Genomic DNA, 14487 nt, shown 5'->3' with positions numbered 1-14487 from the left:
AGAGGGGAAGGACTGTTCCTGTCGTCCGACCGCTCTGTCGATCCGTCGCCGCTCTGTCGTTTTCGGCCGTGACGTGGCACGATCCCCCGGGCACCTAAGTTACTGACGGTTAATCAGGGGTTGGGGGACGGGGTATGGGAACGGGCAAGCGCGGCCTGCTCGCGGCGGCTGTGGCGGTGGTCTGCACGGTCACCGTGCTGGGCGCACCCGGCGCCGCGTTCGCCGCCCCGGACCCGAAGCCGTCGCCGGCCGCGGGGTCCAAGGCCCCGCCGCTGCCCTCGACCGCGTCCAACAAGGACCTCGAGGCCGTCCGCGCCAAGCTCGAAGCGCTCTACCACGACGCGGCGGTCGCCACCGACGCCTACAACGCGGCCGAGGAAGCGGCGAAGAAGCAGTCCGCGGAGATCGTCGAGCTGGCCAGGAAGATCGTCGCGGGCCAGGCGAAGCTGGACGGCCTCAAGGACCGCGCGGGCGCCGCCGCCCGCGCCCAGTACCGCACCGGCGGCCTGCCGGACGAGGCGCAGCTGATGCTGAGCGACGATCCGTCGGAGTTCCTCGACGGCGCCGGCCGGGTGCGCCAGGGCGAGCGCGCGACCACGGGGATGATCAGCGAACTCACCAGGACCCAGCAGGACTTGGAGCAGTACTCCAAGGACGCCTCCACGCAGTGGCAGAAGCTGGAGGCGGGCCGCAAGACGAAGGCTGCGGCCCAGAAGAAGATCGAGAAGCAGATCGCGGAGGCGGAGAAGCTCGAGTCCCAGCTCGAGAAGGAGGACAAGAAGCGCCTCGAACAGCTGGAGGCGCAGGTCGCGCAGGAGGCGCAGACCGCCTGGCTGAGCACCGGCGTCCTCGACGAGATCAACAGCGCCGCGTCCGACCAGGGCAAGCAGGCCGTGCGGTTCGCCACCGCCCAGATCGGCAAGCCGTACGTGTGGGGCGCGGAGGGCCCGGACTCCTTCGACTGCTCCGGCCTCACCTCCGAGGCGTGGAGGAGCGCCGGCCGGGGGATACCGCGCACTTCGCAGGAGCAGTGGAAGCAGCTGCCGCACATCGCCGTCGAAGACATGCGCCCCGGCGACCTGATCATCTACTTCGCCGACGCCAGTCATGTCGCCATGTACGTGGGGGACGGCTCGATCATCCACGCCCCGCGCCCCGGCCGCACGGTCACGGTCGCGGGGGCGGGCACGATGCCGATACTCGGGGTGGTCCGCCCGGACGCGTGAGACGCGACGGATGCGCGGGGAGCGGTCCGACGGGAGTCCAGCAGCGGTCCGAGGGGCGGCGACCGGTCCGGTGACGGGCCGGACGCGTCGTTCCGGCGACGGGCCGGGCGTCGTTCCGGCGACGGGCCGGGCGTCGTTCCGGCGACGGGCCGGGCGTCGTTCCGGCGACGGGCCCGGCGGATCGGCGGGGCGGCCTGCCGGTGCATCCGCAGCCGTATTCGTCGGGCCGGTCGAAGGCATCCGTCGGCGGCCCGTCCGGCGGCCGCCGTCGGGGCGGCCTCGCCGGTGAGGGCCACCGCGTGACACACGGCACCTCGCCCCCGTCATCAAACTCCGTGCGGACGTGATGTTCGTCATCCTCGCGACACACCCACCCTGCCCAATTGCGGTACAGAACGCGGCATATGACAGTGGCCAGAGATCAAGCGGCCTGCCGCACACCATTCCGTTGCGGCGCCTTCTGCCGCTATGGTCCCCGTCGGTGGGTCGAGGTCCCTCGTCCCCGCCATGCCCTCGGGGGGAGGGAAGGAACCAGGACGATGCCCGTACCCGTACCGCGGCAGCGAGCGATCCCGGCCGTGGAGAGTGGTCAGGCGCAGGCCGCGCCCGCAGTCGGCGGCCCCTCCAAGAAGGAAGCCGTTCGCAACGAGGCGACGACGGCCGAGAACAACACCGTGCCTGACGACAACGAGCACCGCACCGCGCTCAACGCCACGCCCGCCGGCGGCGTCCATCACGGCGTGAGCACCACCGGCGTGAGCACCACCGGCGTGAGCACCACCGGCGTGAGCTCCGGCGGGCTGAGCGCCACCGGGGTGAGCCCTGCGGGCGCGAGCGCCGCAGCGGTGGGCACCACCGGTGCGGGCACCGCCCCCACCACCCTCACTCTGCTGCTGATCGAGGACGACCCCACGGCCGCGCCGATCGTGCACGATCTGCTCGACGCGGACGGCAGGCCGATCCGCGTGCGCACCGCCCGCAACCTCACCGAGGCCGAGCGGCTGCTGACCCACGACGTCCACTGCATCCTGCTGGACCTCGCGCTGCCGGCGCCCGGCAAGGCGGGCGAGGCCGACGACGAGCTCGCCGTCCTGCGACACGTGCTCCGGCTCGCGCCCCGGCACGCGGTGCTCGCGCTCACCGCGTCCGGAGACGCCGAGCGCGGCGCCGAGGCGGTACGCGTCGGCGCCCAGGACTACCTCTACAAGGACGAGCTGGACGGGCGGCTGCTGAGCCGCGCGATCCGCTACGCGGTGGAGAGGAAACGTTCCGACACGGCCGAGCGACGACTCGCCGAGGGCAAGCTGCGCGCGCAGGAGAACGCCCGCCTGGAGCGCGGCCTGCTGCCCACGCCCCTCCTGGAGGGCTCCCCGCTGCGTTTCGCCGCCCGCTACCGTCCCGGCCGCTCGCGCGCGCTGCTCGGCGGCGACTTCTACGACACCGTCCGCACGCCCGACGGCACCGTGCACGCCATGATCGGCGACGTCTGCGGACACGGCCCGGACGAGGCGGCGCTCGGCGTGGAGCTGCGCATCGCCTGGCGGGCACTGACCCTGGCGGGCCTGTGCGGGGACGAACTGCTGAACACCCTTCAGCAGGTACTGGAGCACGAGCGCGACGACGACGAGATCTTCGCGACGCTGTGCACGGTGGACATCGCGCCCGACGGACGCCGGGCAGGCCTGTGTCTGGCCGGCCACCCGGCGCCGCTGATCGCCCGCCCGGACCGGCCCGCGCGCCTGCTGCCGTTCGACAACAACGGCCCGGCGCTCGGCCTGCTGCCGGGCGCCCGCTGGCCGCGGATGCAGGTCGAGCTGGGCGCCGAGTGGAGCCTGATGCTGTACACCGACGGCCTGATCGAGGGGCGGATCGGTGAAGGCCGGGAGCGGCTGGGCCAGGACGGCATGGTGGAGATGATCCGCCGCCAGCTCTCCGAGGGGTTGCGCGGCGAGGCGTTGCTGCGGGCGGCGGTGAACGAGGTGCGTGAGCTCAACGGGGGCGAGCTGACGGACGACGTGGCCGTGGTGCTGCTGGACCGGATCCCGGTTCCCTAGCCGCAGCCCGGCGCCGGGCACACCGGCCGACCTGTGAGGCCGGGCACCGACAGCACCTGCGGCGCTGCGGCCGACGGGCCGCGGGCCGGTGCGTTCCACCGGCCGCCGACGGCAGTACCCGCACGGGCCGCCCCTGCGGCTACTGCCGCGTCCGCGGCCTCGGCACCCACGAGCCCGCAGCACCGTAGGCCAGCCAGTGCCAGCGGCCCCGTTGCACGGGCCGCACCTGCGCCTCAAGCGCCCTGTAAACCCGCAGGCCAGATGCGCTCCAGCAGCCACCCCTGTAGGGCCCGCACGGGCCACCGTCGCTGCTGCCGCCACGTCCGCGGCCTCGGCACCCACCAGCCCGCCGCACCGTAGGCCAGTGCGTTCCACCGGCCTCCGTCGCACGAGCCGCATCTGCGCCTCAAGCGCCCTGTCCCGCAGGCCGGATGCACTCCAGCAGCCACCGCTGTAGGGCCCGTACGGCCGCCACCGCGTCTGCGCCGTCAGCGCACGCGGCGCCGCAGGTACGCGGCGCCGCTGGCCCGTGCGTTCTACCGGCCGCCGTTGTACGGCCCGTACGGGCCGTCGCTGCTGCTGCCGCCGCGCCTGCGGCCCCAGCCGCCGCCACCGCCGACCTGGCGCAGCGCGGGTCGGACGTCGACGAAGAAGACGATCGTGGCGACGAGTCCCGCGAGCTGGAGGAAGAGCATCGGCACCAGGAGGTTCACCGCCACCGCGATGCCGAGGATGATCAGCCAGAAGCCCTTGTTCTGCTTGTCGGCGGCCCGGTAGGCGTCGTCGCGGAACAGAGCGGCCATCACCAGCGCCACCACGGCGAGGACCAGCATGGCGAGGTAGAGCAGCCACAGCAGCCCGGCGAAGCCTTGGATCAGCACAACGTCCACCACCCGACTCGACGCGATTCGACTCGCTCGTCCTTACGCGGTCACCGTACCCGCAACCGCCCGCCCGCTACCCGCACAACGGGCCGGGCACCCCATGAGTGCCCGGCCCGTGACCGTATGTCCTCGTGCGCCGTGTGCGTACCGGCTCTCGGTCTCACTTGGCCGGCGGCGTGGTCTTCTTCGGGGCGACGGCGGGCTTGCGGACCGGAGCCTTCTTGGCGACGGGCTTCTTCACCGCGGTGGGCTGGGCCTGTGCCGCGGCGGGAGCGGGCTTCGGCTCCTCCCTGGTCCCGGCCGGCTGGACCACGGGCTCGGTCTTCGGCTCGGCGCTGGGCTCGACCGCGATGGCGAGCTCCTCGATCTCCTCGGCGGCCTCGCCGCGCCAGGTCCGCACGGCCTGCTCGCCGTGCTCGGCGACCTTCTCGTACGCCTCACGGGCCTTGACCGCGTACTCGGCGGCGACGCCGACACCGCGCAGCGCGAGGTCCTGGGCGGACTCGCCGAACTTCTTCAGGTCGGCGTCGAGGGTGCTGCCGATCTTCTTGATGTCCCCGTCGAGGCTGCTGATGAAGTCGGTGACCTTGGTCTGGAGGGTCTCCTGCGCCTCCTTGGCCTTGGCGGTCGCCTCCTTGGCGCGGGCGCCGGCCTTCTCCTGCACGACCTTGGGGTCGGTGTTGCGGACGGCCTCGAAACGGGCCGGGGCCTCGGTGCGCAGCTGCTCCACCAGACCCGGCACCTTCTTCGCCTGCTGGAGGGCCAGATCGGCGGTGCCCGCGGCGAAGTAGAACGGAGTCGGGTCGCTGAAGGTCTTGCGCAGGTCGTCGGTAATGGCCATGGTGAAGATCCTCCCGGATTCACATACGTCGTTTTCGGCTGAGGGTCGTGCAGGTCCGCAGCGGGGCGGCCGGTCCCCTGGTCCGGTCAACCGGCCGTCTGCTGCGGATCGGTGTCGCTCTCGTGGTTCTTCCGGCCCGCCGTACCGTCGCCGTCCACGAATCCGTTCTCCTTGCGGAAGGACTCGTAGATCTGGAGCAGCACCTGCTTCTGCTGCTCGGTCAGCGAGGGGTCGGCGAGGACGACCGCGCGGGTCGCGCCGTCCTTCCGGGGTTCCTCCCCGTCCCGTTCCGCGTCGAGGATGCCGGCTCGCACGTACAGCGTCTCGGCGGAGATCCGCAGCGCCTTGGCGACCTGCTGGAGCACCTCCGCGCTCGGCTTGCGCAGCCCGCGCTCGATCTGGCTCAGGTACGGATTGGACACGCCGGCGGCGTCGGCGAGCTGCCGGAGCGACAGCTGCGCGTTGCGCCGCTGCTCGCGCAGGTACTCACCGAGATTGCCGACGTTGAGCGATGCCATGCCTCCACTGTGCACCAGCGTTGCTAACTATTGCAAGCACCTGCTTGCAATAGTGTGTCATGCCACTCTTCCGCCGCGAGGCGGCCGTCGGTGCCCGCCCACACCGGCCCCCCGGCCCCCCGATCCCCACTTTTTTGTGCGTACTTGGCAGGGTGCCGCCCTGCGGCGAGGCTGATCACGGACGACCGGGGGGTGATCAGGCCGGGTCGGCGGACCGCCAGGAGGTGGTCAGACGTCCGAGGCGACGGTCGCCCCAGTCGGTGAGGGGGGCGAGCGCCTCGGCGAGTTCGAGGCCGAAGGGGGTCAGGGAGTAGACGGTCTTCGGCGGGAGGACGTCATGCACCTCGCGGTGCACCAACCCGTCCGTCTCCATCTCGCGCAGCGCCTGGGTCAGCACCTTCTCACTGAGTCCCGGTAGCCGGCGGCGCAGTTCGGCGGGCCGGTGCGGGCCGAGCTCCAGGTAGCAGAGCAGACCCGTCTTCCACTTGCCGTCGATGACGGCGAGCGCGGCGGACAGTCCGCAGGCGTACAGACCCTTGGCACGCTTACTGGTCACTCGCACCCCTTTTATCGGCAATTGCCCAACTAATCATCACAGTAAAGGAGTTGCGTCATGACCGCATCGAATTCCGCCCCCGTCCCGACCTCCGCCCCCGCCGCCGTGACCGTCCTCGGGCTGGGGCCCATGGGCCGTGCCCTCGCCGGAGCGTTCGTGGACGCGGGCATGCGGACCACTGTGTGGAACCGGACCCCGGGCCGGGCGGTTGAGCCGGCCCGGCGTGGAGCCACGGCGGCGCGCACGGCGGAGGAAGCCGTCGGCGCGAGTGGGCTGATCGTGGTGTGCGTGCGGGACTACGACGCCGCCGACGCGATCCTGCGCCGGCAGCCGGTCGCCGCCGCGCTCCGGGGCCGTACCGTCGTGAACCTGTCCGCCGACACGCCGGCCCGCGCCCGGGACACCGCGCAATGGGCGGCCCGGCACGGCGTCCGGTACCTGGACGGCGCGATCATGACCCCGACGCCCACCGTCGGCACGCCGGCCGCGGTGGTCCTCTACAGCGGACCGGCCGAGCTGTACCGGGAGTCCCGACCGGTGCTGGACGCGCTGGGCGGTACTCACACCCACCTCGGCGAGGAGATCGGCCGGGCGGCGGCCCACGACCTGGCACTGCTCGACGTCTTCTGGACGGCGATGGCCGGGTGGGCCCACGCCGTCGCCCTGGCCCGGGCGGAGGGCATCACCGCACGCGAGCTCGCCCCCTACGCGCAGGGCATCGCCGCGATCCTCCCGGCGATCTTCGACGGGACCGCGGCCGACGCCGACGCCGGCGTCTTCCCGGGCGAGGGCAACCCGATCACCTCGGCGGCGGCCTCCATCGACCACATCGTCCGCACCTCCGAAGCCCACGGCATCGACACGGGCGTCCTGCGCGCGGCCGAGGGCCAGGTCCTGCGGGTCATCGGACGCGGGCACGGTGCGGACGGGTTCATCCGGGTGACGCGGGAGGTGGCTCGGGGGTAGCGCCCGCCGGATCGCCGGTCACCACGGCAGGTCCCGCTGGTGCAGTACCTCCAGTCGTGAGACCGCGCGGGTCAGCACCACGTACAGGCGGTTCAGGCCCCGTTGCTCCGACTCCGCGATGGCCGCCGGTTCGACGGCGACGACGTGGTCGTACTCGAGGCCCTTGACGAGGGTCGCGGGGACCACCGTCACCCGGGCGGCCGGATCGTCCGGGCCGGAGGCGGGGATACCGGAGCCGGTGAGGGTCTCGCGGACCTCCGCGGCCTGCGAGTCCGCGGCGATGACGCCGATCGAACCCTCCCGGGGCAGCGCGTCGCGTACGGCGGCGACGACCGCACCGAGGAGGTCGCCGTCCGCACGCCGGACGCGCAGTTCACCGTCCCCACGCAGGGAGTCGGCGCGGGGCACGTCGATGTCGAGGCGGTCGAGAAGGCGGCCCGCGAGGGCGAGAACGGCGGCCGGGACACGGAAGCCCGTGGTCAGCGGGACGATCGTCGCGTCCGGCTTGCCCAGATGCGCCATCTGCGTCTGCCAGGAGGCCGCCGCCCAGGGCGTGGTGCCCTGCGCCAGGTCGCCGAGGACCGTGAGCGAGCCGAAGGGGACCCGGCGGGCGACGGCCCGGCACTCCATCGGGGAGAGGTCCTGGGCCTCGTCGACGACAACATGGCCGTAGCCCTGGGGATGGCCGAGGAGGCCGGCGATCTCGTCGAGGAGGACGAGGTCGGCGGACGACCAGCGCGCCGACCTGGGCGAGCGGGGCGGGCGCGGCCAGAGCAGGGCCCGCAGTTCCGCGGGGTCAAGGAGGCCGTCGGCGGCCCGCTCCGACTCCGCCGCGTCCGTCAGGAACCGTGTCAGCACCTCCTCGGGGCGCAGCTTGGGCCACAGGGACTCCACACAGGCACTCACCGGCCGGGACCGTTCGACGCGGCGTGTCCAGGAGCCCGGACGCGGTCCGCTCCGGCGTTCGGCCTGCGCCTGGATCCGGCGCACGATCCGGCTGCGCACCCGCTCGCGCCCGACCTCGTACGGCGGCTCCTCGGCGAGCACCCCGGCGACGATCCTCGTCAGCTCGGCGCCGGCGATCCGCCAGCAGTGGGAACCGTCGGGGACGGCGAGGTCCTCGGCGCGGTCGGCGGCCACCCGCCCGTACACGGCGCGCCGCAGCACCTCGGCCATCCGGGCGTCGTGCTTGACGGCTGCCGTCCGGTCGGGGTCCGTGCCGGTCACCGGGTGGCGGGCGATCTCGTCGTGGAGGGTCGACTGCCGTACCCCGGTCTCGCCGAGGGACGGGAGCACCTCGGCGATGTAGGAGAGGAAGGTGCGGTTGGGGCCGAGGATCAGCAGTCCGCCGCGCTGGATGCGCCTCGGGTGGGTGTAGAGGAGGTAGGCCGCCCGGTGCAGGCCCACGGCGGTCTTGCCGGTGCCGGGAGCGCCCTGCACGCACACCGATCCGGTGAGCTCCCCGCGTACGAGGTCGTCCTGCTCGGGCTGGATGGTCGCGGCGATGTCCCGCATCGGGCCGACGCGGGGGCGTTCGATCTCACGGGCGACGATGCCGCCCGGACGCCCCGCCGCACCGTGCCCGGGGGGTCCGACCCCGTCGGCGCGTTCGCCCCGGTCGAGGTGCTCGTCCTCCAGGCCGGTGAGGTCGGCGGAGTCGCCGCGGCTGCCGGGGGCCCAGCCGAACCGCCGCCGTACGGCCACGCCCTGCGGGTCGCGGGCGCTCGCCCGGTAGAACGCGCGGGAAACGGGAGCGCGCCAGTCGACGACGAGGGGCGGGGCGGCCGGGTGCTCGCTGATGCGGAGGCGGCCGATGTGGTGGGCGAGACCTTCGTGCTCGCCGCCCGTGCCGTGCGCGAAGTCCAGCCGGCCGAAGAAGAGGGGGCCCTCGGGCAGTTCGTGCAGGGCCTTGGCGTGGCTGCGCAGCCGGTATCCCAGGACCTCGGCGTCGGCGCCGGAGGCGGAGACGTCCTCGCCGGTGACGACCTGGAGGTCGGCGCCCTCGACCATCGCGGCGAGGGCGGCACGGCAGGCGTCGTGGTGGGCGCGCTCGCGGCGCAGGGCGGAGCCGAGGTCCGCCGGGCTCTGCGGGAGGCCCTCGGGGGCGGACTCGGGTGCTGTCATGCGCCCAGGGTAGACGAATAACGTTACCGAGTTGCATCTTTTACCGAGTATCAGCTAGGTGAGCTGCGGCAGCCCCGCCCCCAGCACCGCGAAAGCCCGCTCCGCCGCCGCCTCCGCGTCCCCCCGTACGTCCTCCAACCGCTCCCCCGCCGCGATCCGCCGCCAGTTCTCCTCGGCGAGGATCCGGCGGACGGCGATGATCTGACCGGCGGCCAGTCGTGCGTCGAGGGCGTGGGGCAGCTCGTCCGCGAGGGCGCCGGCGAGGGTGTCCTCGGAGCGCTCCAGGTACCCGTAGAGGCGTGCGACCAGGGAGGGCGTGCCGTAGAGCAGGGCGTAGAAGGCGCGCACCTGAGGGTGGTCGCTGAGGCCGGTGACGGGGTCGGCGGCGGCCAGTCCGGCGAGGAAGTGCCGGCGCAGGGCGGGGAGCGGCGCGACCCCCTCGGCCCGCGCCGCCGTGACGACCCGCGCCGCCTCCTGCTCGTGGTCCGCGATCCGGTGCAGGACCAGGTCCTCCTTGGCCGGGAAGTACCGGAAGAGGGTCGGCTTGGAGATCTCGGCCGCCGCGGCGATCTCGGCCACGGACACCGCGTCGAAACCGCGCTCCATGAACAGGCCCACGGCGATGTCCGACACGGCCTGGTACATCCGCTGCCTCTTGCGCTCACGCAGCCCGGTCTCACTCATGGGCCGAGCCTACGGGGGCCGGTCACCGTTCCCGCTTGACCTCAACCCTGGTCGAGGTCGAAGACTGCATGCACGCGCATCGAACGACACGGCAGCGGAGGTACGGCATGCGGGCAGCACAGGTGAAGGCGTTCGGCGGACCGGAGGTCCTGGCCACGGTGGAGCTTGCGGACCCGGTCCCGGGCCCTGGCGAGGTCCTGATCGACGTCGCCTACGCCGACACGATCTACGTGGAGACCCAGGTCCGCTCGGGCCGGTTCCGCGCGCACTTCCCCGTCGAGCCGCCCTACGTCCCCGGCGGCGGTGTCTCCGGCACCGTCACCGCGGTCGGCCCGGGCGTGGACGCCGGGTGGGTGGGCCGCAGGGTGACGTCCTTCGTGACCGGCAGTTATGCCGAGCGCGTGACGGCCCCGGTCACCGCGCCCAGCACGGTCCCGGACGGCCTCGACCTGCGGACGGCCGCGGCCCTCGTCCACGACGGGGTGACGGCCGCCGGTCTGCTGGAGCGCACCGCCGTGGCCCCCGGCGACCGCGTCCTGATCCTCGGCGCCTCGGGCGGCATGGGCACCCTGCTGGTCCAGCTGGCCCGCGCCCGGGGCGCCCGGGTGGTGGCGGCCGCGCGGGGAGCGCGGAAATCGGCGCTGGTGAGGGAGCTGGGGGCGGACGCGGTGGTGGACGTGTCGGAGCGGGACTGGGTGGAGCGGGCGCGGGATACGTTGAGGGCGCTGGGGGCGCCGGGCGGGAGCATCCCGGCCACCGGTGTCGCCGGAGCCGCCGGAGCCGCCGGAGCCGCCGGAGCCGCCGCGGACGTCGTACTGGACGGCGTCGGCGGTGAGCTCGGTCTCGCGGCGTTCCCTCTGACCGCCGAAGGGGGACGTTTCTCCGCCCACGGGGCGCCCTCGGGCGGCTTCGCCGCGGTGGACGTGGCGGAGGCGGAACGCCGGGGCGTCACCCTGTTCGGGATCGAGGACGTGCAGTTCGACGAGGCGGAGGTGCGCCGTCTGACCGCGCACGTCCTGGCGGAGGCGGCCGCGGGGCGGCTGCGGCCGGTGATCGGCGCCCAGTTCCCGCTCACGGAGGCCGCCGCCGCGCATGCGGCGATCGAAGGGCGGGAGCTGGTCGGGAAGGTGGTGCTCGGCATGTGACCCGCCCCGGGTCCGGGGATCAGGCCCGCCCGTTCCTCAGGCCCACCCGTTGCTCAGGCCCACCCGTTGCTCAGGCCCACCTGTTCCTCAGGCCCGCCCGGGGATCAGGCCCGTCCTGATGGTCCGTCCCCGGGTCAGGGCCAGTTCGAGGTAGGGGTTGGTGGTCCGGGAGGCCGGCAGGCCGAGGGAGGCGGTGGCCGCGGCCAGCGTCTCGGCGTAGGAGTCCACGGCACGGCGGACGTTGGGGGCGTCCAGGCCCGCCCTGGTCGTCAGGCGGACGAGGTCGACGTACGCGGAGCGGATGGACTCGATCCGGCGGTAGACGCTCCAGTCCTTGTGCCGGTCCCTCGTGTACCTCTTCGGCAGCTTCTCCTCCCACCGCCGGAACATACGGGTCCGGATCTCCGGCCGCGTCGGCGTCAGGTGCATGTGCCGGACGAGGTCGTAGAGCGGGTCGCCGACCAGGGCCATCTCCCAGTCGATGATGGTCAGCGCCAGTTCGTCGTCACGGCGCACCAGGTTCCACGGGTTGAGGTCGCCGTGCAGCAGCGCCGGGTCCCGCGGGCTCACGCGGTACCCGGCCAGGATCTCCCGCAGCCGCCATTCGTCGGGCAGCCCGAGCGTGCGGGCCAGTTGCAGGGACTCCTTCGGCAGATCCCGTACGAGTCCGATCAGTTGTTCCTTGAGCCAGTTACAGAAGTCGCCGACGCCGGCGACCGCGTCGACCGTCGACGGGTCCACCCGCGTCAGCTCGCACAGCTGATCGACCAGCGCGTCCGCCTCATGCGGGAGCAGACCGTTCACCGGGTGTCGGGGCGGCTGGTCGATGCCGGTGCCGACATACGTGTGAATGCTGAAGGCGTCCTCCGGGTAGCTCTCGCCCAGCGCCAGCACCTTCGGCGCCGCCACCCGGACACCCGACTCCTGGATGGCCCGCAGGACGGTGTGCTCGCTGAGGTAACTCGGTTCGAGCCGCGAGACACCGGGCAGCCTGCGCCGTACCACCACGGGCGTGGCCATGCCCTGCACACAGACCACGGAGTTGAGGTGGGCGGTTCCCTTGAACACCCGGCCCGCCGGAGCGGCTCCCTCGGCGAGCAGCGCCTCCCGCACGGCCGACTCCGGGAAGCGGGGGTTCTCGGGCAGGCGCCGGTCCGGCTGCCAGGCCGAGGCGATCGCCTTCCAGTGCAGACCGCTGACGCCTCCGTCCCCGCGCGAGGCCAGCCAGCGGAAGAGTGCGCGCGCGATCTCGTCGTTCTTCGGCACGTCACTGAGCCGCAGGGGCTCCGCCGCGGTCCGCAGGGCCCGGCGCACCTCGGCGGTGGCCTCGTCCATGCTCTTCTGCATGGACGACTGCTGCAACGACCGCGCGGCCCGCATCACGTCCGGATAGACCGACTGCGCCCGCTCGAAGTCGAGGTAGTGACGCAGGTCCCTGGTCAGGCCCTTGACCGCGCTGGGCCGGAACCGCGACATGGCCTTCTCCCACGCCTCGATCACCTCGCCCCACTGGTGGTCCGGGTACCGCATGCGCACCAGGTGGGTGGCGAGGTCGTGCAGCGGGTCGCCGTAGGTCGCCAGTTCCCAGTCGACGCAGACGAGCGGCGGGTCGCCGTCGTAGGACACGATCAGGTTGTCCCGGTGCAGGTCCGCGTGGAGCATGCTGTAGGGCCGCCGGGTCATCACGGGCACCCGCTCGGCCAGTCGCAGCAGAGCGTCGTCGGAGATGCCCAGCGCCTTGAACAGACCGCCGAACTCGTCCCAGTTGGGCTTGCGGATCTGTTCGTCGGCGCACCGGGCCAGGGTCTTGAGGAAGGCCTGGCTGTCGCTGTGGTTGGCGGGCCAGGAAGCGGGCAGCGGCGGCAGTGCCTGCCGGCGTACCTGGGTCATCTGGGCCAGCAGTTCCGCCAGCGCCTTCATCAGCAGGGTGTCGACAGGCTTACCGTTTCCGCAGATGGCGGAGAGCGGTACGCCCTCCACATGGCTGTGGATGGAGTAGTCAGGCGTCTTGGTCAGACACTCGGGCGCGTGCGGCAGCGCCCCGCGCACGGCGTCGAGGATCGCCGCTTCCTCCTGCCAGGTCCTGATCACCACGGGAAGGGCGTCGGACCGTCTGATGCGCACGATGACCGAGGTCCCCGGGGCGCGGCCCACCAGCGGTGCGACCGCCTCCGTCAGCGGCAGCACATAGTTGCGATTGTGATGGCCGCTGGACTCCTGGGTCGATTCGGCGGCCCTGAGGAAGGCCCGCAGCACTCCGGGCACGTCCTCGGCGGCTCGTTCCCCGAGGTGACGAGGGGGAACAAGGTGGTCGACCACTGGCCGCTCCGGTATTCGCGCTGGGCAGGGTAGGGCAAACGGTAAACGCGCCGCACGACCGGAGTGGGGATCAGCTGAGCCATTGGTGGTTTTGCCACTCGCCCACGTCAGACCGTTCGAGACCGGCTTGTTCGCCTACTCATACGTATGGACGGGAGCGATTGCTCGCGCGATTGAGGCATGCTAGCGCACGCGGCCCCGGCTATTCGGCGAGAAAGTCCCATACGGAGTCGAACCACGCCTGCCAACTGTCGACGAAGACGGTGCCCGGAGAGTCCGGGCGCGCGTCCTTCACGTGATGGGTCAGGGTGGTGCCGAGACCCAGCACGTCTAGAGCGGTGATCTCCTCGCCGGAATCCAGTTCGATCTGCCGCTGGATCACCTTGTAGGGGCCGTGCAGCGCCTCGGTGCCGTTGAAGAGATAGAGCTTGAAGGCCGGCGTCAGCGGGGCGCGTCTGATCCGGACGTCGACGGAGTCCACGTAGTCCTCGGTCCTCAGGTCCTTCAGCACCCCCCGCAGTGAGTCGGTGTGCCGGCGGGTGATGTCGTGCAGCCGGTTGCGCAGGCGGTCGTCGTCCTTGTCGTCCTTGACCCGCGGATAGGGCAGATGGCCGTCCTCCGAGGGAAGGATCATCCGCAGGCCGATGCGCTGGGGGGCGATCGAGCCCCCGCGGATCCGCTCGGCCTGCAACCGGATGTGCGCGTCCAGCGACTCGGACGTCAACGTGTAGACGTCCAGGGTGACTTCCGGCTGTTCGAAGGCCTCGCTGAGCAGTGGCCCCAGGGTGGCTCCCTGGAGCTGCCGGGTGGCTTTCGGAGTGGAGGACTGTATGCGCTGCGTCTTGACCACCCGGGACCCACTGCCCTGACGGGACTCTATCCAGCCTTCGTGGGCCAGTTCCCGCATCACGCGGGAAACGGTGTCCCGGGAGACCCCGAACTCCTCCGCCAGATCCCGCTGGGACGGCAGGAAGGAGCGCAGCGGATACGTCCCGTTCGTCATCCGGGTGCGCAGATCGTCGGCGACCCGGTGGAACTCCCGGCCGCCGCTGTCACCGCTCTGCTGCGTTTCCACACAGCGACCGTACCGCCATCCATCCAATGCCAAACCAATCCCGGTCAAGTCCCGTCGTGAGCAGGCCGGTTAAGGATCAACAAGCCAGGGGAAAT

General features: G+C 72.2%; 12 protein-coding genes. 4 read left to right on the top strand and 8 right to left on the bottom strand.

From position 1 onward, the window contains the following. Positions 1 to 134: 134 nt before the first annotated feature. Entirely contained in the window at positions 135 to 1226 is a 1092-nt protein-coding gene (locus tag OHS71_RS22490) for a C40 family peptidase (RefSeq protein ID WP_328481159.1), read from the top strand. 539 nt (positions 1227 to 1765) lie between these two features. Continuing rightward, on the top strand, positions 1766 to 3280 hold the full coding sequence (locus OHS71_RS22485; protein WP_328481158.1) for a PP2C family protein-serine/threonine phosphatase: 1515 nt from the start codon (positions 1766 to 1768) through the stop codon (positions 3278 to 3280). A 536-nt stretch (positions 3281 to 3816) separates the two neighbouring features. Here the strand turns inward: OHS71_RS22485 and OHS71_RS22480 are convergent. The 4 genes from OHS71_RS22480 to OHS71_RS22465 form a co-directional block, all read right to left on the bottom strand. Then, positions 3817 to 4161, bottom strand: a complete 345-nt coding sequence (locus OHS71_RS22480; protein ID WP_328484594.1) for a DUF2516 family protein — start codon at positions 4159 to 4161, stop codon at positions 3817 to 3819. Between the two features lie 163 nt (positions 4162 to 4324). Continuing rightward, positions 4325 to 5005 (bottom strand): hypothetical protein, encoded by a 681-nt coding sequence (locus OHS71_RS22475; RefSeq protein WP_328481157.1) that lies wholly within the window; start codon positions 5003 to 5005, stop codon positions 4325 to 4327. A gap of 86 nt (positions 5006 to 5091) precedes the next feature. Continuing rightward, positions 5092 to 5523 carry a helix-turn-helix domain-containing protein gene (locus OHS71_RS22470; RefSeq protein WP_328481156.1) on the bottom strand — a complete coding sequence of 144 codons (432 nt, stop codon included), beginning with the start codon at positions 5521 to 5523 and terminating at the stop codon, positions 5092 to 5094. Positions 5524 to 5719: 196 nt separating this feature from the next. Continuing rightward, positions 5720 to 6079, bottom strand: a complete 360-nt coding sequence (locus OHS71_RS22465) for a winged helix-turn-helix transcriptional regulator (protein WP_328481155.1) — start codon at positions 6077 to 6079, stop codon at positions 5720 to 5722. Positions 6080 to 6136: 57 nt separating this feature from the next. Here OHS71_RS22465 and OHS71_RS22460 point away from each other — a divergent pair, with 57 nt between their 5' ends. Next, positions 6137 to 7045 (top strand): NAD(P)-dependent oxidoreductase, encoded by a 909-nt coding sequence (locus OHS71_RS22460; RefSeq protein WP_328481154.1) that lies wholly within the window; start codon positions 6137 to 6139, stop codon positions 7043 to 7045. Positions 7046 to 7063: 18 nt separating this feature from the next. On the opposite strand, the gene OHS71_RS22455 is transcribed toward OHS71_RS22460, so the two are convergent. Both OHS71_RS22455 and OHS71_RS22450 read right to left on the bottom strand, forming a co-directional pair. Beyond that, entirely contained in the window at positions 7064 to 9169 is a 2106-nt protein-coding gene (locus OHS71_RS22455) for a HelD family protein (protein WP_328481153.1), read from the bottom strand. Between the two features lie 54 nt (positions 9170 to 9223). After that, positions 9224 to 9853 carry a TetR/AcrR family transcriptional regulator gene (locus tag OHS71_RS22450; RefSeq protein WP_328481152.1) on the bottom strand — a complete coding sequence of 210 codons (630 nt, stop codon included), beginning with the start codon at positions 9851 to 9853 and terminating at the stop codon, positions 9224 to 9226. Between the two features lie 107 nt (positions 9854 to 9960). On the opposite strand from OHS71_RS22450, the gene OHS71_RS22445 reads away from it, so the two are divergent. Beyond that, positions 9961 to 10998 (top strand): zinc-binding dehydrogenase, encoded by a 1038-nt coding sequence (locus OHS71_RS22445; RefSeq protein WP_328481151.1) that lies wholly within the window; start codon positions 9961 to 9963, stop codon positions 10996 to 10998. Between the two features lie 87 nt (positions 10999 to 11085). On the opposite strand, the gene OHS71_RS22440 is transcribed toward OHS71_RS22445, so the two are convergent. Continuing rightward, entirely contained in the window at positions 11086 to 13317 is a 2232-nt protein-coding gene (locus OHS71_RS22440) for a phosphotransferase (RefSeq protein ID WP_443047010.1), read from the bottom strand. 202 nt (positions 13318 to 13519) lie between these two features. After that, positions 13520 to 14392 (bottom strand): winged helix-turn-helix domain-containing protein, encoded by an 873-nt coding sequence (locus tag OHS71_RS22435; protein ID WP_328481150.1) that lies wholly within the window; start codon positions 14390 to 14392, stop codon positions 13520 to 13522. Between the last annotated feature and the right edge of the window lie 95 nt (positions 14393 to 14487).

The sequence above is a fragment of the Streptomyces sp. NBC_00377 genome (assembly GCF_036075115.1).
Classification (GTDB): Bacteria; Actinomycetota; Actinomycetes; order Streptomycetales; family Streptomycetaceae; genus Streptomyces.
This window is presented reverse-complemented; position numbering and strand designations above follow the sequence as displayed.

Bases quoted from the DNA above. Each gene is read 5' to 3' on its own strand.
- OHS71_RS22490 (WP_328481159.1), top strand. From the start codon at position 135: ATGGGAACGGGCAAGCGCGGCCTGCTCGCGGCGGCTGTGGCGGTGGTC.
- OHS71_RS22485 (WP_328481158.1), top strand. From the start codon at position 1,766: ATGCCCGTACCCGTACCGCGGCAGCGAGCGATCCCGGCCGTGGAGAGT.
- OHS71_RS22475 (WP_328481157.1), bottom strand. From the start codon at position 5,005: ATGGCCATTACCGACGACCTGCGCAAGACCTTCAGCGACCCGACTCCG.
- OHS71_RS22470 (WP_328481156.1), bottom strand. From the start codon at position 5,523: ATGGCATCGCTCAACGTCGGCAATCTCGGTGAGTACCTGCGCGAGCAG.
- OHS71_RS22460 (WP_328481154.1), top strand. From the start codon at position 6,137: ATGACCGCATCGAATTCCGCCCCCGTCCCGACCTCCGCCCCCGCCGCC.
- OHS71_RS22455 (WP_328481153.1), bottom strand. From the start codon at position 9,169: ATGACAGCACCCGAGTCCGCCCCCGAGGGCCTCCCGCAGAGCCCGGCG.
- OHS71_RS22450 (WP_328481152.1), bottom strand. From the start codon at position 9,853: ATGAGTGAGACCGGGCTGCGTGAGCGCAAGAGGCAGCGGATGTACCAG.
- OHS71_RS22445 (WP_328481151.1), top strand. From the start codon at position 9,961: ATGCGGGCAGCACAGGTGAAGGCGTTCGGCGGACCGGAGGTCCTGGCC.